The sequence below is a fragment of the Deinococcus sp. AJ005 genome (assembly GCF_009017495.1).
GTDB lineage: Bacteria > Deinococcota > Deinococci > Deinococcales > Deinococcaceae > Deinococcus.
Genome location: NZ_CP044990.1, coordinates 158533 through 174012, shown reverse-complemented (window position 1 = coordinate 174012; position 15480 = coordinate 158533). Strand labels below are relative to the sequence as shown.

20 protein-coding genes are annotated in these 15480 nt (G+C 66.7%); 12 read left to right on the top strand and 8 right to left on the bottom strand.

Annotated elements, in window-relative coordinates:
* Positions 1-11: 11 nt before the first annotated feature.
* A complete protein-coding gene (locus DAAJ005_RS02870) occupies positions 12-743 on the top strand; it encodes a ScpA family protein (protein ID WP_151845803.1) in 732 nt (243 codons plus the stop codon).
* 12 nt (positions 744-755) lie between these two features.
* Here the strand turns inward: DAAJ005_RS02870 and DAAJ005_RS02865 are convergent, their stop codons facing one another.
* Complete coding sequence (locus tag DAAJ005_RS02865) at positions 756-1436, bottom strand: metal-dependent hydrolase (protein WP_151845802.1); 681 nt, start codon at positions 1434-1436, stop codon at positions 756-758.
* A gap of 123 nt (positions 1437-1559) precedes the next feature.
* Here DAAJ005_RS02865 and cdaA point away from each other — a divergent pair, with 123 nt between their 5' ends.
* The 5 genes from cdaA to rsfS all read left to right on the top strand — a co-directional run bounded on the left by cdaA (position 1560) and on the right by rsfS (position 5995).
* On the top strand, positions 1560-2438 hold the full coding sequence (gene cdaA, locus DAAJ005_RS02860) for a diadenylate cyclase CdaA (protein WP_226342539.1): 879 nt from the start codon (positions 1560-1562) through the stop codon (positions 2436-2438).
* Complete coding sequence (locus DAAJ005_RS02855; protein WP_226342538.1) at positions 2435-3427, top strand: YbbR-like domain-containing protein; 993 nt, start codon at positions 2435-2437, stop codon at positions 3425-3427. The genes cdaA and DAAJ005_RS02855 overlap by 4 nt, the downstream gene beginning before the upstream one ends.
* A gap of 275 nt (positions 3428-3702) precedes the next feature.
* Positions 3703-4275 carry a bis(5'-nucleosyl)-tetraphosphatase (symmetrical) YqeK gene (gene yqeK / locus DAAJ005_RS02850; protein ID WP_192930922.1) on the top strand — a complete coding sequence of 191 codons (573 nt, stop codon included), beginning with the start codon at positions 3703-3705 and terminating at the stop codon, positions 4273-4275.
* A 26-nt stretch (positions 4276-4301) separates the two neighbouring features.
* Positions 4302-5606: an LCP family protein gene (locus DAAJ005_RS02845; RefSeq protein WP_226342537.1), complete on the top strand. Its 1305-nt coding sequence runs from the start codon at positions 4302-4304 to the stop codon at positions 5604-5606.
* A complete protein-coding gene (rsfS, locus tag DAAJ005_RS02840) occupies positions 5603-5995 on the top strand; it encodes a ribosome silencing factor (RefSeq protein WP_151845800.1) in 393 nt (130 codons plus the stop codon). The genes DAAJ005_RS02845 and rsfS overlap by 4 nt, the downstream gene beginning before the upstream one ends.
* 85 nt (positions 5996-6080) lie before the next feature.
* On the opposite strand, the gene DAAJ005_RS02835 is transcribed toward rsfS, so the two are convergent.
* Positions 6081-6584, bottom strand: coding sequence for a DUF3809 domain-containing protein (locus DAAJ005_RS02835; RefSeq protein ID WP_151845799.1), 504 nt, complete (start codon positions 6582-6584; stop codon positions 6081-6083).
* A gap of 49 nt (positions 6585-6633) precedes the next feature.
* Positions 6634-6906 (bottom strand): DUF3248 domain-containing protein, encoded by a 273-nt coding sequence (locus tag DAAJ005_RS02830; RefSeq protein ID WP_151845798.1) that lies wholly within the window; start codon positions 6904-6906, stop codon positions 6634-6636.
* Between the two features lie 45 nt (positions 6907-6951).
* Here DAAJ005_RS02830 and DAAJ005_RS02825 point away from each other — a divergent pair, with 45 nt between their 5' ends.
* Genes DAAJ005_RS02825 through coaD form a run of 3 tightly spaced genes read left to right on the top strand, consistent with a single transcriptional unit; the run spans position 6952 to position 8307 of the window.
* The gene (locus tag DAAJ005_RS02825; protein WP_151845797.1) at positions 6952-7221 is read left to right on the top strand and encodes a hypothetical protein; all 270 of its coding nucleotides are present in this window, start codon (positions 6952-6954) and stop codon (positions 7219-7221) included.
* A gap of 25 nt (positions 7222-7246) precedes the next feature.
* Complete coding sequence (locus DAAJ005_RS02820; RefSeq protein WP_151845796.1) at positions 7247-7795, top strand: RsmD family RNA methyltransferase; 549 nt, start codon at positions 7247-7249, stop codon at positions 7793-7795.
* On the top strand, positions 7792-8307 hold the full coding sequence (coaD, locus tag DAAJ005_RS02815; protein ID WP_151845795.1) for a pantetheine-phosphate adenylyltransferase: 516 nt from the start codon (positions 7792-7794) through the stop codon (positions 8305-8307). The genes DAAJ005_RS02820 and coaD overlap by 4 nt, the downstream gene beginning before the upstream one ends.
* A gap of 77 nt (positions 8308-8384) precedes the next feature.
* On the opposite strand, the gene DAAJ005_RS02810 is transcribed toward coaD, so the two are convergent.
* From DAAJ005_RS02810 to alr, 5 genes are all read right to left on the bottom strand, one after another.
* The gene (locus DAAJ005_RS02810; protein ID WP_151845794.1) at positions 8385-8822 is read right to left on the bottom strand and encodes a hypothetical protein; all 438 of its coding nucleotides are present in this window, start codon (positions 8820-8822) and stop codon (positions 8385-8387) included.
* A gap of 54 nt (positions 8823-8876) precedes the next feature.
* A complete protein-coding gene (locus DAAJ005_RS02805; RefSeq protein WP_151845793.1) occupies positions 8877-9344 on the bottom strand; it encodes an Ig-like domain-containing protein in 468 nt (155 codons plus the stop codon).
* Positions 9345-9548: 204 nt separating this feature from the next.
* Positions 9549-10400, bottom strand: coding sequence for a VC0807 family protein (locus DAAJ005_RS02800; protein ID WP_151845792.1), 852 nt, complete (start codon positions 10398-10400; stop codon positions 9549-9551).
* A gap of 15 nt (positions 10401-10415) precedes the next feature.
* Positions 10416-11261, bottom strand: a complete 846-nt coding sequence (prmC, locus tag DAAJ005_RS02795; RefSeq protein WP_226342671.1) for a peptide chain release factor N(5)-glutamine methyltransferase — start codon at positions 11259-11261, stop codon at positions 10416-10418.
* Between the two features lie 2 nt (positions 11262-11263).
* Positions 11264-12352 (bottom strand): alanine racemase, encoded by a 1089-nt coding sequence (gene alr, locus DAAJ005_RS02790; protein ID WP_151845790.1) that lies wholly within the window; start codon positions 12350-12352, stop codon positions 11264-11266.
* Positions 12353-12405: 53 nt separating this feature from the next.
* Between alr and DAAJ005_RS02785 the strand changes: the two genes are divergently transcribed.
* The 3 genes from DAAJ005_RS02785 to DAAJ005_RS02775 all read left to right on the top strand — a co-directional run bounded on the left by DAAJ005_RS02785 (position 12406) and on the right by DAAJ005_RS02775 (position 15319).
* On the top strand, positions 12406-14373 hold the full coding sequence (locus DAAJ005_RS02785) for a hypothetical protein (RefSeq protein WP_151845789.1): 1968 nt from the start codon (positions 12406-12408) through the stop codon (positions 14371-14373).
* A 75-nt stretch (positions 14374-14448) separates the two neighbouring features.
* Positions 14449-14703, top strand: a complete 255-nt coding sequence (locus tag DAAJ005_RS02780; RefSeq protein ID WP_075835092.1) for a hypothetical protein — start codon at positions 14449-14451, stop codon at positions 14701-14703.
* Positions 14696-15319 carry a phosphoribosylanthranilate isomerase gene (locus tag DAAJ005_RS02775; RefSeq protein WP_151845788.1) on the top strand — a complete coding sequence of 208 codons (624 nt, stop codon included), beginning with the start codon at positions 14696-14698 and terminating at the stop codon, positions 15317-15319. Before DAAJ005_RS02780 ends, DAAJ005_RS02775 begins: the two co-directional genes overlap by 8 nt.
* The last annotated feature ends 161 nt before the right edge of the window (positions 15320-15480 follow it).

Genomic DNA, 15480 nt, shown 5'->3' with positions numbered 1-15480 from the left:
AGGGCGGCGTCTTGACCCTCTCGCTCTCCAGCGGCTTCATAGTGGAGTTGCCCGCCTTTACTGGCACGCTGGCTGAACTCGCCTCTGCGTTGCGGGGCGGGCGCGTGCTGCCGCAGGAAGTGGGCCTGCTGACGCTGACGCGTGGCGTGCTGGCCTGGGTCCAGCGCTTGACAGGCGGCAGCTTTGCCGAGGCACACCCGGACCTGCTGCCCACCCTGGCCACTGTGATCGCCCTGAAGGCCCGCCTGCTGCTGCCCCAGCCGGAGCCTGAAGCGTGGCACGAGGACGCCCCCGACGAACTGCTCGAAGAATTGTTGGAAGGCGTCGAGGCGCTGGCCGAACTAGACGAACTGGTGGGCTTTCTGATGGCCCGCCGACGCGAACGCGAGGGGCTGATTCCGGCCCGGCCCGTTACGCTGGACCTGCCGCGCCGCGAACGCCCGCGCAACCCGGCGGGCAGTCTGGCCAAGCTGGTCCGGGCCGCGCAGAATGCCGTGCGGCAGGTAAATACGCCGCTCCTCTCGCGGGACCGCCTGACCCTGGCCGACGCCCTGCACGCCCTGCGCGCCTTCGGAACCCGCCTGCGCCACTTCACCTTCTGGGGCCTGCCCGCGCAGAACTGGAACGAGCAGGCGACCTACTTCGCCGCCCTCCTCGAAGGTGTCAAGGAGGGCGAATTCAGCGTAAAACAGACCGAGGTTTATGGGGATATCGCGGTGCAGTCGCATCTGGTGGAGGGCTGAGGCTTCCCCTTTTCAGATTTCGGTCGTTTCCCCCGGCTCCAGAATCCGCACGTCCACGCCCTGCGCCTCACCGCCCCGCTTGAAGATGTGGGGATCGCCAGTCAGGGTCGGCATGGTGCCGAAGTGCATGGGAATGGCGACTTTCGGGCGCAGCAGCTCCAGCGCGCGGGCGGCTTCCTCCGGCCCCATCGTGTAGTGGTCGCCCACGGGCAGGATCGCGGCGTCCAGGCCCCGATCCCCGATCAGGCGCATATCGGAAAACAGGCAGGTGTCCCCGGCAAAGTAGACCCGCTTACCGCCCATCTCGATGACCAGTCCTGTGGGCATCCCGCCGTAAGTGCCGTCGGGAAAGGAGCTGCTGTGCCACGCGGGGGTCAGGGTCAGCTTGCCCCAGTCCGGCGCATAGGTGCCGCCGATATTCATCCCGACCGCATTCACCGCGCCGTGTTTCTGCGCGTAGCCCCCGATCTCGGCAGTGGCGATGATCGGCGTCCCCGCCTTGCCAAAGGCCAGCGCGTCGCCCCAGTGATCGCCGTGCGCGTGGCTGATCAGCACGGCGCTCAGTTTCCAGGTGAGGGCCTCTTCCAGCGTGACCGGGGATTTGGGGTTGCCGGTAATAAATGGATCGATCAGCAGGCGGTGATCGCCGCTCTGGAGCAAAAAGGTGCTGTGGCCGAGAAAACGGATGTTCATGGGTGGTCCTCCAGAAAGATCTTCAGAAAAGTGAAATGCGGGCAGACCGTATAGTAGGCGTGCAACCCGCCTGTTCCGTCTTCCCGCCCGCAATTTTTTCTTAAGGAGTCCGCCGTTCCTCTTATGACTACCCCGTTCGGCCAGATTGGTGCCCAGGATGTGCTGGACATTGTCGTGGTGGCGTTTCTGATCTATCAGGCCTATCTGCTGGTAGCTGGAACGCGGGCGGTGAACGTGGTGCGCGGGATTCTGGTCTTCGCGGGCGTGTGGGTGGCGGCGCAACTGCTGGGGCTGACCACCCTCAGCTTTCTGCTGGGCCGGGCCGGGACGGTGGGCATCTTTGCTCTGCTGGTCCTGTTTCAGCCAGAGTTGCGCGCCGCGCTGGAACGGGTGGGCCGCCCGCGTGGGCGTGACGCCAGCGCCAGCGGGGCCGCCCTGCAGGATCTGGCCCGCGCGATGGAACGGCTGGCCGAGCGCAAGACCGGCGCGCTGATCGCCATTGAGCGCCGCACGCCGCTGGGCGAGTACGCCGAGACGGGGGTGAACATCGACGCACTGGTCAGCGTGCCGTTTCTGGAGGCGCTGTTCGCCCGCAACGCCCCGCTGCACGACGGCGGCATCATCTTGCAAGGGGCGCGCGTGGTGGCGGCGGGCTGCCTGTTTCCGCTACAACCCGCTGACGGCACCTACCGCCGTTACGGCACCCGCCACCGCGCGGCAATTGGTCTGTCGGAACTGACCGACGCGGTGGTGCTGGTGGTCAGCGAGGAACGCGGCAGCATGCGGATCGCGCTGGCCGGACGCCTGGGACCGGACCTGAACGGCACCGAACTGCGCGAGCAACTGCGCGAACTGGTCTACGACTACCCGGCGGGCCGTCCCACTGCGCCGGGCAAGGCCGTCTCACCGGAAGCAGCGCAGGAGCCGGAAGAGGAGGAGGTCAGGCCGGAAGGCAGGTCCCGTCCTGAAGTCCGCCCAGAAATTCACAAGGAAGGGACGTGAGCGGCGGCGATTCCAGCTCACCCTTGCAGGAGCCGCCCGCGTGGAGGCGCTGGCTGGAGCCGCGTTACGCCTGGGGGCGCAGCATCCACAATCTGGGGCCAAAGCTGCTGGCAGTGGCGGTGGCGGTGACGCTGTGGTTCGTGGCGACGGCAGATCGCCGGGCCAACGTGGAGCAGGGCTACGACGTGCCGGTGACCGTGCGCGACACCACCGGGGGACGCGGCGAGGGCACCCGCGCCACCAGCGACCTGAATCCGGGCACGGTGCGCGTGACCCTCTCCGGGCGGCCTGAGCGGCTGCGTGAACTGCGCGCCGGGAACATCGAGGCCATCGTGGACGTGACCGGCGCGCCGGAAGGCAGCTTCACGCGGCCTGTGGCTGTGGCCGCGCCGAACGGCACCACGGTCAGCCGCAAATCGCCCGACACCGTGCAGGGTTTCGTGGACACGCAACTGACCCGCACGCTGCCCATCGTCCTGAGCGTGGTCACGCCGCCGGAAGCCAGCCTGCCGCGTTACGTGGTCACCCCGTCCGAGGCCCGCGTGACTGGTCCCGGACGGGTGATCGTGCAGGTCTCCAAACTGGTGACCAGCCCGGAGAGCCTGGGGGCCGCCTCCGAACGGGAAGTGCCGCTGATCGCGCTGGACGAGGCGGGGCAGCCCGTCGAGGGCCTCCAGACCAACCCAGCCACAGTGACAGTGCGCCGCCTGGACACCGGGGAATTGCCGATCAAGACCCTGCCCGTGACCCTGAATGCCCCGCCCGCAGGGTTGAAGGTCACGGCCCGCAGCGTCCAGCCCAGCAGCGTGCGGGTGGTGGCCGCCCCCGATCTGCTGGCCCGCCTGCGCGAGATCAGCGGCACGGTGGTCTACCGCCCCGGCAGTTACAGCGCCCCGGTGCAGCTGGACCTGCCAGCGGGCGCGCAGGCTCTGGAAAATGTCACTGTGAGCCTGAGCGTGGAACAGGTTGTCCCCATTAGCGTGCCCTGAATAAGAATAAGCGGATCTTGGAGAAGTGTGCGAGCCAGCATGAGAACAGGGGCCAGGACTTGAATTGCGAAAGCGTCTTTATGAGTTCAGGGTGAGTCTAAAACACAGTCAGACTGTCACTCAGGTCAACTCTCCGTCAGCAGAGGGGCGTATAGTGTGCCAATGATGTGGAGGAGTGGCCACCAGGCCCGGCGATTGTCTCTGTGATTGCCCACGTTCTAACGCAGCACGCCCATCCCACCGCCTGGATCGGGTGGGAGGAGCGCGTGCGGCTGATGGTCAGGCCACGGCGTTACGAGCATGTCGTGCGGGTGGCCGAACTGGCGGCCCAGATCGCGGCGGCCAACGGGCTGGATGTCGGGCATGCCTACGCAGCAGGCATCCTGCACGACATCGCCCGTGATCTGCCGGACGCCGAACTGCTGCGCCTCGCACCGCCAGAATGCGAGATCGACGGGCTGCACCCGCTGGCGCTACATGGCCGGGCCGGGCGCACCCTGCTGGAACGCTGGGGCTACGCGGACCTGGTGGTGCTAGAGGCCGTCGAGGACCACACCACTGGCCCGCGCGGCGGCAACCGGGTGGCCCAGTGCGTGTACATCGCCGACGTGTCTGAACCCGGACGCGGGGTCAACGCCGACATCCGCGAACTGGCGCTGCAAGACCTGAATGCGGCACTGGAAAAAGCCATCATCTCCAAGGTGACCTACCTTCAGGGCAAGGGCATCACGGTGCATCCGCGCACGATGCGCTCGTACCACGCGCTGCCGTGCTGCGCCCATCTGGCGGCCAGCTCCCCAGTTGACAGCCCCCCGATTCAGCCCGCATCCACCCCCGCTTTCCGGTGACGGCTCCTGCCCCATCAGGACCGACCGTGCCCAACCGCCCCCTGGCGCGGCTGCGTGCCGCACAGACCTTTGGCCTCAGTCTGGCGGCGCTGACGCTGGGCGGGCTGGCGCTGCTTCAGGGAGCGGGCGGCGCGTCCCGGCTGGCACTGACCGCCGGAACTGCGCCTCAGTTCACGGTGCTGCTGGCCGGGCGCGACATCGTGTACTGCTATTACCACCAGCCCTGCAAGGATCAGGACAACCCCGTGGGCGCGCTGGAGCCGCCCAACACCGACACGCTGATGCTGGTCAAGGTGGACGGCTCGCGCGTGCGGGTGCTGAACATCCCGCGCGACACCAACGTCGGTCCCTTTGATCCGGGGGAGCGCCCCAGCATCCAGAAGGTCAACAGCCGTTACGGCTCGGGCGGCCCGGAAGCGCTGACCCGCGCGGTGGAAACGGTGGTGGGCGAGCGGGTGGATTCCTACGTGGTGGTCCGCACCGATTACGCCGAGCGAGTGATCGACGCGCTGGGCGGCCTGGACGTGACCGTACCGGAAGGCGGCATCGAGTGGGTGGACAACGCCGCTGGGGTGAACCTGAAGCTGGCGGCGGGACCGCACCATCTGGACGGCAAACAGGCCGTGCTGTACCTGCGCGTTCGCAAGGGCTTCGGGGACGATTACGGACGCATTGATCACCAGAAGCAGGCGCTGGCCCAACTGGCGGCCAAACTGCGCAGTCCGCGCGGGCTAGCGGCGCTGCCCACCATTCTGGGCGGCATCGGCAATGGGGTGGAGACCAACGCCGATCCCGAGTTGCTCACGGCGCTGCGCCCGTACCTGTCCAATCTCAAGCTCAGCTTTGCCACGCTGCCCACCGATACCATTCGCGGCAGCTTTAACTTGGCGGTCAACCGCGAGAAACTGGAGAAACTGTGGGGCGATCAGCCCACGCCCGCCTCGCCCACGCCGAACGTGAAGGTCAGCGTGGTGGACGCCAGCGGCGCGGGACTGGGGGGAGCCGTGGAACGTGCCCTGAACACTTTGGGCTACACGCGGGTACAGGTACGCGTGGCCCCTGAGAGCCGCGAGGCCAGTCAGGTCTTTACCGACCAGGACGTGGCCGACGCGGGCGCGCTGGCCGATCTGCTGGGAATGCCGCGCCTTCAGGGTGAGCGTTTCCCGGTTGGGGCGGGCGAGGTTGGTATCCTGCTGGGTGTGGACGCCCGCGAACATCTCGCGGCGCTCTTTCCTTACGCCCAACTGAAGGCACCGCCGCCCATGGCACCCAACGCAACACCGACGCCCGCTGCAACACCCAGTACCCCACCCCCCACGGAGACCCCATGACCCTGAACACCAAGCCGAACACCGCCGCCAAACCCTCTGCCCGCCAACTGGACCAGAGCCAGCTCCGCGCCATCGTGGACGCCGCCCGTGAGCGCCGCGCCGAGGACGTGCGCGTGCTGGACCTATCGGACGTGAGCAGCACGCTGGAATACTTCGTGATCTGCACCGCCACCGCCGGGTTGCAGCTCAACGCCGTGCAGGAAAATGTCCGTATCAAGGCGATGGAAGCCGGGCTGATGCGCCCCAGCGTCGAAGGCCCCAGCGAGCGCTGGCTGCTGCTGTCCTTCGGCAGCATCGTGGTGCATATCATGACCAAGGAAGCCCGCGAGTATTACGACTTAGAGGGTCTGTGGAGCGACGCGCGCACGATGGAATTTCCCGAAGAGTAACGTTCAACTGAGCGAGAAGGGAGGGGCAGGCCGGGTGGTCTGCTCTTTTTTTAATGTGCTGGATTTAATGTGCAGGACAAGGGCTTCAGCCTGCTTCCAGCGCCTCGCGTAAACCCTCGGGCAACTCCTGCGTGACCCGTTCCAGGGTGCGGCCAGCGGCGGCGCGGACCATCTTCTCGAAGGCCGCGCCGCCCCAGCCCTGGGCATCCGGGGTGGCGAGGTGGGCGCGGAACAGGAAGTTGAAGGCCACCTCCACCCGCGTTTCGCCGCCCTGGGCCGCCTGCGCGCCCTCCATCACCTGGGCCTGTCCGGTCACCTCTACCCAGGCGCGCTCGCCGTCGATGGGCTGGGGTGTCAATGTTGCGCCGTCGGGGGTGTGGGCCAGGATGCACAGGAAAGGCAGATCGGCCTCGCCCAGCACGGGCAGGGGCACCAGCAGTTCGCCGCGCACCTCATTGCCCTGGACATTCAATCCGCGCAGAAAATGCAGCCGCGACAGGGCGCGGGCTGGGTCACGCACGAAGGCCAGCGTGTCCTCGGGGGAACCGGGGGCGTGCAGGGTGAAGTGCCGCCCAGCCTCAATGATCACAGGGTCACCGGACGGGTTACCAGAGGGGTCAGCGGGGGAGCAGGCAGGGTCAATCTACCCACTCGATCACCACGCGCCCCTCGTTCACGGCCAGCAGCAGATCGGCGTCGTTGGCGCTGCGCAGGCGCGGCAGATGGGCAAAACGCGGCGTGGCCGAGGCGTAGCCCAGCCGCACGATCACGTCGTCGCTCACCTCGTCCTTGCCGATGCGCCAGACCAGTTGACCGCCCAGCGCTTCCAGCTCCTGTGGCAGAATGCCGGGAAGCTCCGGCCCGTCGCCGTGGCCTGCGTCGCTGGGGTGGGGCGGCAGCGGATCGCTCATGGGGCCATTGTACCCGGCGGGCCGGGCAGGGTAGAACAGGGCGAGATGACTGCTGATCCTGCCCCCCCCCTGTCCTGGCGCGAACTGGAAACCCGCGTGGGTCTGGACGCCCTGCCCGCCTTTCACCGCAGCTTTTTAGGCTGGCGCGGCGTGGAGGGCGCAGCCGAAATGCCCCTGCGCCGCGTCTCTCAGCGCGTGGACGCCGAGCTGAACCGTCTGGTGCAATCCGGGCAGGCCCGGAAGCAGGAGGAAGACTGGCTGCTGGAGCCGGGGGCGCTGGACGGTTTTGAAGCGTATGAGGCTCTGACGCCATGAGACGGCGCGCGGCGGGGAGCCTGCTGTGAGCCTGAGGATTCTAGGCGGCAGTGCGCGGGGCCGCCCCCTGAAGGTGCCCGACAGTGCCCGTCCCAGCGGCGCACGCATTCGCAAGAGCCTGTTCGATCTGCTGGCAGCCCGTGCACCAGACGGAACATTCATCGACCTGCATGGCGGCAGCGGCGCCATCGGACTGGAGGCGGCCAGCCGGGGCTACACGGTCACGCTGATCGAGCAGGACACCCGCGCTGTTAAGGCACTGGAAACAAATGCCCGCGCACTGGAATTGCGGGTGCGGATCATTCGCGGCGAGTCCCAGAAACTCCTCTCCCGGCTGGGCAGCTTCGACATCGTGTTCAGCGATCCGCCATACGAGGCCGACATTCCCGCCCTGACCGCACAACTGCTGGACAGCGACGTGGTGGCGGCGGATGGTCTGCTGATCTGCCAGCACCCAGACCGTCTAAAACTCCCGGAGCATCCCAGCTTTACGCGTGAGGTCAGGGAGTACGGCAGCAACAGCCTGACCCTCTACCACAGGCAGGCGGCGGCGAATAAAGTAACGGACGCATGAAAGCCGTCTTTCCCGGATCGTTTGACCCCATCACCAGCGGGCACATGGACGTGCTGACCCGCGCCAGCCGCATCTTCGACTCCGTAACCGTGACCGTGATGCACAACGCCCGCAAGCAGGGGCGGCACCTGTTCACGCTGGACGAGCGGCTGGATATTCTGCGAACGGCCACCGGGCATCTGGACAACGTCGGGGTGGATTCCTTCGGCGGGCTGCTGGTGGATTACATGGCGCAGGAGCAAAAAGGGATCATCCTGCGCGGGTTGCGGGCGGTCAGCGACTACGAGTACGAGTTGCAGATCGCGCACTTAAACCGCCAGCTCGGCGAGGTGGAAACCGTGTTCATCATGGCCGCCACCCGCTGGAGTTTCGTGTCCAGCAGCATGGTCCGCGAGATCGCCAGCTACGGCGGCGACATCCGCGACATGGTTCCGCGTGCCAGTGCCGACGCCCTGAGAGTGAAATACGCAGACGTCTATGGAGAGCGGGAAGCCGGACAGCAGCGCGGCTGAACTTCTGCCCAGTCCATATCGAAGCAGAGCAGGGAACCGGGGCACCACGTCCCCGGTTCCCTGCTCCGTCCCCGCGTTCAGGGCTTGACGATCAGTACATTGAAAGTGATTCCAGCGGGCATGGTTTTGCTGGTGTCTTCGTAGTAGATACACCACTTCCCACCAGTGTAGAAGACGCCTGTGGTGTACAGAGAGTAGTTGAGAGTCGCCCCGACAGGATTATAGTTGTGGGTCACGAATACCAGCGCATTGGGATTGCCGTTGGAGACCACGTTGTCGATACACGTCCAGTTGCTGCTGATGTTAGCCGCCGTACTCTTATGAACCACCGCCACCATCTTCTCGTCCAGACGGCGCAACTCGGTCTGGGCCGCTCCGAAGTTGTCGTTCATGTCGGCGGCCTTGATCGCGGTACCCGGCGCAAAGGTGTGCGGCGTGGTAAACGGCGCGGCGGCGGCGGTCACGGAAAGGGTCAGGGCGGCCAGCGCGGTCAGGATCAGGGTCTGGTTTTTCATGGGTTGTCCTCCTGGACAGAAATGAGAGGGCTGGTGCCGGGCCGATCCTGAAGGCTACTGAAACTGTGCGTTGTCCCAGGTACTGGTGTCCCACACGCCCGCCTGCGCGGCGGCGGGGGTCACGGTCACGAACTGCCCCGCAGAAACGCCCGTGTTTCCGGCGGCATCGAACGCCTGGGCGGTATAGGTATGGACGCCGCTGCTGCCCGCCGCCAGCGTCACGTTCAGGGTGTAGGGCAAGGCAGTGTCCTCGCCCAGCACCACCGCGCCGTCCTTGAAGACGACCTTGCTCACACCCACGTTGTCGGTGGCAGTGGCGGCCAGGGTCACGCTGCCACCCTCGGCCACCGTGCCCGGCGCGGCGCTCAGCGTGACGGTGGGGGCCTCGGTATCGCCGGGCGTCCCGCCCCCGCCACCGCAGGCACTCAGGAGCAGCAACGCTCCGGCGATGGCCCACCGCGCCGCCGACATGTACGGCAGAAGCCGGGAGTGAACCTGATCCTTGTTCATCACTTCCTTCATTTGACCTCCCGGTGATCTGGACTGGGAGAACGAACGTCCGTCCTGCTCACCTGGGGCCACCATGAACCCCCCACCGTGACCAGAGCATGACCGGAACGGGTGCTGGCATGATCAGCGTGGTTGACCCGCACCCGCCAGAGGTCAGAACAGACAGCGCGCCAGCCCTAGACTTCGACTGGCGCGCTGTCTTGAAAAACGATCAGGTCAGGCCGGGTCACCCTGCTCGGCCCGTACCTCGCCGCGTTCGCGCATGGCGGCAGCCAGCTTGGCAGGTTCCAGCAGGCTGGCCTCCGGCCCGAAACGGACCCTGACGGCGCGCTGCACGAACCAGATGGCAGCGAACACGCCCACCAGACTGATCACCAGCCCCGGTATCCGCATGATGGCGTTCACGGCGGCCACCTGAGCGTTGAATTCCTCGCTGCCGAATTTGGCAACCACGCGGTCATAGTTGACGATGCTGTTCACCACGCCGCCGATCAGGTCCACCACCGCGAACACGATGGTCCCCAGCACCAGCCCCCGGTGAACGCCCGGATCACGCATGGCCTGCTGCGTGGCCGCGCGGTCTTCAGGCTTCTCGCCAATGCTGGCAGCGTCCAGAAACACGCGGAACAGCGGCACGGAAGTGGCCGCGCTGATCAGAAACAGGATGCCCGTCAGGTAAGACCGCGCGCTGTCCTTGATGGCGTACCAGAAGCCGTCCACGTACCAGAAGGCCAGTGCCCCGCCGAAGATCGCCCCCGCCCCACCGATCAGGGCCACCGGACTCAGGTTCTTGTTTTTGAGGATGTCCCACAGGACATAGACCACTGGAATCAGGGCGGCCAGCAGGTAGGCGCGGACATTGGCAGAACCCAGCCCCGGAACACCGCCCGCTTTTTCTCCGCCCAAAAAGTCGGCCACGCTGATGCCGCTGCCCAGAATGTTGGGGCTGAGGATCAGGATGGGAATCCCAAAAGTAAAGACCAGATCCCAGACCGTCTTGGGAACGCGGGCGCGGGCTTTTTTGGGCGGTGTCGCTACGGAATTGGGTTCGGAGGCCGGGTCGCTCATACGGCGCGCATTGTCTCACCTCGGGGTGAGGGGTGTCAGTTCTGCACGCACGAAGCGTTCCCGGCCCGTCAGGTCCGCGTGCAGCGTGACAGCCCAGCCCTGAGCGCGCAGTTCGGCAGCGAAGGCTGGGGCGTTGCGTGGATCGAGTTCCAGCCACAGCAGGCCGCTTTCAGTTAGAGCCGTGTGGGCCTGCGGGATCAGACGGCGGGCCAACAGCAGGCCATCGGGGCCGGAGTACAGCGCCAGATCGGGATCGTGCCGCACTTCGGGGTCAGCGTGGGCACGGTCAGCGTCGGGCAGATAGGGCAGGTTGGCGAGGATCAGATCGAAAGTGCCAGGAATATTAGCCAGAAGATCGCTCTCGACGAACACCACATCCATAACGTTCAGCGCCGCGTTCTCCCCTGCCAACGCCAGAGCCTCGGAACTGAGGTCCACTCCCAGCACCGCTGCATCTGGCCGGGCCATCTTGACGCCCAGCGCCAGCGCTCCCGTTCCCGTTCCGACATCCACCACACGCGGCGCAGAGACCCCATTCAAATCGGCCAGCGCCAGATGCAGCAGCCACTCCGTTTCTGGCCTGGGAATTAGCGCCCGCCCGTCCACACGCAGTTGCACGCCACCCCAGTCCACCATTCCCAGCAGATGCTGTAGAGGCGTCCGCGCGGCCCGCTGGCGGATCAACTCTCCCAGACGTTCAGCGTCAGCCCCAGCCACCTCTTCTGATCCGCGCAGCAGAAAAGCGGTGGGTGAGAGATTCAGCGCGTGCAGCACCAGCGCCCGCGCGTCCACTTCCGGCGAGGGCACGCCCGCCACACGCAGAGTCTGCACGGCTGCGGCGAGATGGTCACGCAGGGTCAGGCTCACACCCCGGCCAGCCGCTCCACCCGCGCGCCCAGACCCGTCAGCACCTCGTATTCGTTGGTGCCGCCCCATCCGGCCACGTCGCCCACTGTGATGCCGTCCGGCCCCCAGAAGCGCATAGCGTCGCCCACCTCCACCTGTAAATCGGTCACGTCAACCATGCACTGGTCCATGCAGATGCGGCCCACCACCGGGCGGCGCTCGCCCGCCACGATCACCTGGGCCTGTCCGGTGGCGTTGCGCGGCATGCCGTCGGCGTAGCCAAAACCCACCGTCGCCAGCAACGTGTCTCGCGGGGCGTGCCACAACCCGCCGTAGCTGACGCTCTCGCCCGCGCGGGCGGTGTGCAGGTGCGTGATCTCGGCGTCCAGGGTCATGATCGGGGTCAGGGGTAGCACGCCCCCCAGATGCGGCGGCGCAAAGCCGTAAGAGGCCAGACCGGGCCGCGCCAGCCCCATGCCCGGCAGCTTTCCCAGACTCAGGATGCCGCCGCCGTTGGAGGCGTGAGCCAGCACGGGAGGAAGCTCGGCCAGCACACCCTGAAAACGCCGGAACTGCTCCCAGGCGAATTCTAGGTCCGGCTCGTCGGAGGTGGCGAAATGGGTGTACGCACCTTCCAGCACGCCGCGCTCGGCCAGCCGCTGCCCGATTCGCACGGCGTCCTCGGGACGCGCACCCAGGCGGTTCATGCCCGTATCTATCTTCAGATGCGCGCGGGCGTGGGGGGGCAGGGCCTCGGCCTCGGCCAGCGAGGCGACGGGCAGTCTCACGCCCAGATCAGCCAGCACCAGAACCTCGGCGGGACGCGGCGGCGTGAGCAGCAAAATCGGCTTGCCGGGATTAAGGGCCGCCAGCGTTCCTGCCTCTTGCGGCGTCGCCACTGCCAGTCCCCACACGTCGGGATGATGGGCGGCAATGCGAGTCACGATCTCCAGTCCGTGGCCGTAGGCGTCAGCCTTGATAGGCAGCAGCAGCGGCACCCCGGCGCGGCGGGACAGGGCCTGAAGGTTGCCGCTCAGGGCGGCGGCGGACGTGCGGGCGTGGGCGCGGGCGTAGAGCATGGTGACATTGATGCTAGCGCGGGCCATGCGGTGAGGCGTGCGGCGGCGCGTGCGGTGGGGCGTGTATGCTTTTTGCAGTCATGCCCAACGTCTTCCCCAGTCGGTTCTCTGCCCATCTGACGCTTCTCGCCGCCCTGTTGATGGGCGCTGCTCCGGCCCTGGCCCAGACCGAGGGGGGCAGCCCGGTGGGGGGCCTGCTGCCGTTGGTGTCGGTGGGCGAGAAGTGGATTCAGGACGTGGAGAGCTACACCATTCGCGTGCTGCCGCAGGACGCCGGGAAGCCGCTGGGCCTGGAAATCTACTCGCCCACCTTCAATCTGGCCGATTACGTGGATGGGCGGCGCGCGGCGGGGTATTTCGGCGACGAGCTGTACAAGAAAAACGAGGCGTTCACCACCACCTTTACCCTGGTCGGCCCCGGCGGCACGGTGGCCGAGCGCAGGTATGGACAGAACCGCGCACACACCTGGGACAGTTTTTTTGCGGGTGGCCTGGGGGCCGGGACGTACACGTTGCGGGTTAACAGCAAGGGCGACGGCAAGAACTCCTACGCGCTGCGGGTGGCCTCGCCGTTTGCGCTGGAGACCAGTGACTTCACGGTCAACGCCCGCAGCAACACCCCCGAGCCGCTGCTGGCCGCCCGCCTGAATGTCACGCCCGACTGGGTGGGCAAGACCGTGGGCATCCTGAATTACGACATCGACGGTCCGCAGGAAGCCGAGACCTTCGTGGTACAGCCGGGAGGCAAACGCGCGAACCTGACGCCCAGCGACAACGGCAAGACCGCCACGGACCGCTTTACCATCACGCCCGAGATGGTGGGCGAGTGGCAGGTTTTTATCCGGGTCCTGCCCACCACCAAGCAGTACAGCAACTCGGTGCGCTACTCGTTCCGTTTAAATGATCAGCCGGTCACGGCGCGCGTGGGCGGTTTCAACCCTCCCACCGGGGCCAGAATCGACAATCAGTTGCTGGTGGATGTGGTGGACCCGCAGGGCCGCCCGATTCCGGGGGCGTCGTACACGCTGGTGGGCGAGAGCGCGGTGCGCCCGCAACTGCCGCCCGGCTACGTGCCGATCAGTTCCAGCATCTTGCAGGGGACCGGGAACATCGTCTCGCCCAGCGAGGTGCGCTACCAGCCGGGCTTCACCAAGATCCGCTTCGTGGCCCGCGCGCCGGAAGGGCAACTGGCGGTGGACGCCGTGGCCATCTACGGCGATCAGCGCATCCCCCTGACCGGTGTGCCCTTCGAGGTGGCCGGGCGCACCCTGAACACCCCGGCCAACGTGCCGCTCTCGCCCGGCGATTACCCGGTCAAGCCCACCCCGATTCCCGGCAGCACCTTCACGCCGCCGCTGCCGGGCCGAGTGACTGACGGGGTGGCGGGCAAGGTGACCATCGAGTACCGGGTGCTGACCGACGTGACGCTGATCACCGCCCCGGACATCGTGAACGCCTGCGACGTGACCCAACTGACCGCCAGCGCCCGCACCGACTTTCCTTACCGCCTGCCGGGCCGCCTGAAGCTGAACCTCCCCACCGGCTGGACCAGCGACTACCCGCTGGAAACGTCGGGCGACTTCAGCGGGGGCCAGCCGCTGCGGCTGAAACTGCCGGTACGCGTGTGCCGCAGCGACACCGCCGAGGCCGTGCTGGACCCCGTGGGCCTGCGGACCACCGGCACCGCGCGGGTGCAGAGTCCCGCCGGGGCGAATGTGACCCGCACCGTACAGAACGGCGCGCGGGCCAGCCTGACCAAGAACGTGAACGCGGGCGCGCAGAACTACGCGGTCACGCTGGTCTTCACGGTGGACAGCACGCTGGAAAACGTGCGCCTGATCGATCCGCTGCCCACGGGCGGCAGCACCCCCGCCGTGCGCGGCCCGCTGCAACTCCAGGGGCCGAGTCTGGCGAACGTGCAGCCGCGCGTGGACGGCGACGCCATCCTGCTCAGCCGCGTGATTCCCGGCACCTACACCCTGACCTACACGCTGTTCAGTGATCTGCCCGCCGATCAGATCGTGACCCCGCCGGACCTGGGCTGGTAAACGCGGGGACGGACCTGAACCGGGCGCTGCCGACGCGGTGTGCGCGTTCCAGCTTCAGCCTTCAGAATGGAAGGTATGTCTGAGCGTCCCGATCCCGAACGTGAACTGAACTTTGCCCGCGAGATCATCGGCCAGCGGGGCTTTCGCGAGGTGCCCGCCGACGAGGTGCTGCGGGAGGCCGAGAGATTGCTGAACGGCTGGATGGCGGGTGACTACCGCATGGAGCGCCCCAAGCTGTATGACCACTACGCCCTGCTGCTGCTGGCCCTGCTCCAGAAAAACCGCGATCTGGAAGCCCGGATAGAGGCGCTGGAGGGCCGCAATGGCTGAGGCCCACACACGGATCAAAATCTGCGGCACCACTTCCATCCATGACGCCGTGCAGTCGGCGCAGGCGGGCGCGGATGCCCTGGGCTTCATCTTCGCGCCCATTAGCAAGCGGCGGGTCTCGCCGGACGTGGCGCGGGCAGCAGGCCTGAGCGTGGGGCCAGCCGTGGCGCGGGTGGGCGTCTTTCTGGATCAGGGCCTGGACGAGGTGCTGCGGACGGCAGAGGCGGCGCGGGTCTCAGCGGTGCAATTGCACGGCCCCCTCTCTGACGCCTTTGTGCGGGCGGTGGCCGACTTCTACCCGGTGCTGCGTGTGCTGCGTCCCACCGATCTGGCCGCCGGGGCAGAGGTCTGGGCCAGTGTTCCCGCCGTCACCCTGATGGTGGACGCTCCACAACCAGGGGGCGGCGTACCACTGGACTGGGAAAGCCTGCGTGAAACGTTTCCCCCCGGGGCGTGGCTGGCCGGAGGGCTGGGGCCGTGGAACGTGGCGGAGGCCATCCGGGTCTTGCAGCCCGCCTGCGTGGACGCGGTGAGCCAGCTTGAAGCCCGTCCTGGCGTGAAGGATCCGGCAAAGGTGGCGGCATTTATCGGGGCCGTTCGGGCCACCATCCCCTGAGTTATCCACAGTGAAACGGCAGCCTGTGGATAACTTTGGGCGCCGTGAACGCCGTTTAATACAGCCCTCAAGATCGTACAGGACGCATAAACTGCTTGATCGTCTCCTACAGAGCCTCTGGCTTATCCACAACTTGTCCACAAGCCCTGTGGATAAAATTG

What these genes read in the sequence shown, in the direction of transcription:
- DAAJ005_RS02865 (WP_151845802.1), bottom strand. Translation starts at nt 1,436, where the DNA reads ATGAACATCCGTTTTCTCGGCCACAGCACCTTTTTGCTCCAGAGCGGC.
- cdaA (WP_226342539.1), top strand. Translation starts at nt 1,560, where the DNA reads ATGACTACCCCGTTCGGCCAGATTGGTGCCCAGGATGTGCTGGACATT.
- yqeK (WP_192930922.1), top strand. Translation starts at nt 3,703, where the DNA reads ATGGTCAGGCCACGGCGTTACGAGCATGTCGTGCGGGTGGCCGAACTG.
- rsfS (WP_151845800.1), top strand. Translation starts at nt 5,603, where the DNA reads ATGACCCTGAACACCAAGCCGAACACCGCCGCCAAACCCTCTGCCCGC.
- DAAJ005_RS02830 (WP_151845798.1), bottom strand. Translation starts at nt 6,906, where the DNA reads ATGAGCGATCCGCTGCCGCCCCACCCCAGCGACGCAGGCCACGGCGAC.
- DAAJ005_RS02825 (WP_151845797.1), top strand. Translation starts at nt 6,952, where the DNA reads ATGACTGCTGATCCTGCCCCCCCCCTGTCCTGGCGCGAACTGGAAACC.
- coaD (WP_151845795.1), top strand. Translation starts at nt 7,792, where the DNA reads ATGAAAGCCGTCTTTCCCGGATCGTTTGACCCCATCACCAGCGGGCAC.
- DAAJ005_RS02810 (WP_151845794.1), bottom strand. Translation starts at nt 8,822, where the DNA reads ATGAAAAACCAGACCCTGATCCTGACCGCGCTGGCCGCCCTGACCCTT.
- DAAJ005_RS02805 (WP_151845793.1), bottom strand. Translation starts at nt 9,344, where the DNA reads ATGAAGGAAGTGATGAACAAGGATCAGGTTCACTCCCGGCTTCTGCCG.
- DAAJ005_RS02800 (WP_151845792.1), bottom strand. Translation starts at nt 10,400, where the DNA reads ATGAGCGACCCGGCCTCCGAACCCAATTCCGTAGCGACACCGCCCAAA.
- alr (WP_151845790.1), bottom strand. Translation starts at nt 12,352, where the DNA reads ATGGCCCGCGCTAGCATCAATGTCACCATGCTCTACGCCCGCGCCCAC.
- DAAJ005_RS02785 (WP_151845789.1), top strand. Translation starts at nt 12,406, where the DNA reads ATGCCCAACGTCTTCCCCAGTCGGTTCTCTGCCCATCTGACGCTTCTC.
- DAAJ005_RS02780 (WP_075835092.1), top strand. Translation starts at nt 14,449, where the DNA reads ATGTCTGAGCGTCCCGATCCCGAACGTGAACTGAACTTTGCCCGCGAG.
- DAAJ005_RS02775 (WP_151845788.1), top strand. Translation starts at nt 14,696, where the DNA reads ATGGCTGAGGCCCACACACGGATCAAAATCTGCGGCACCACTTCCATC.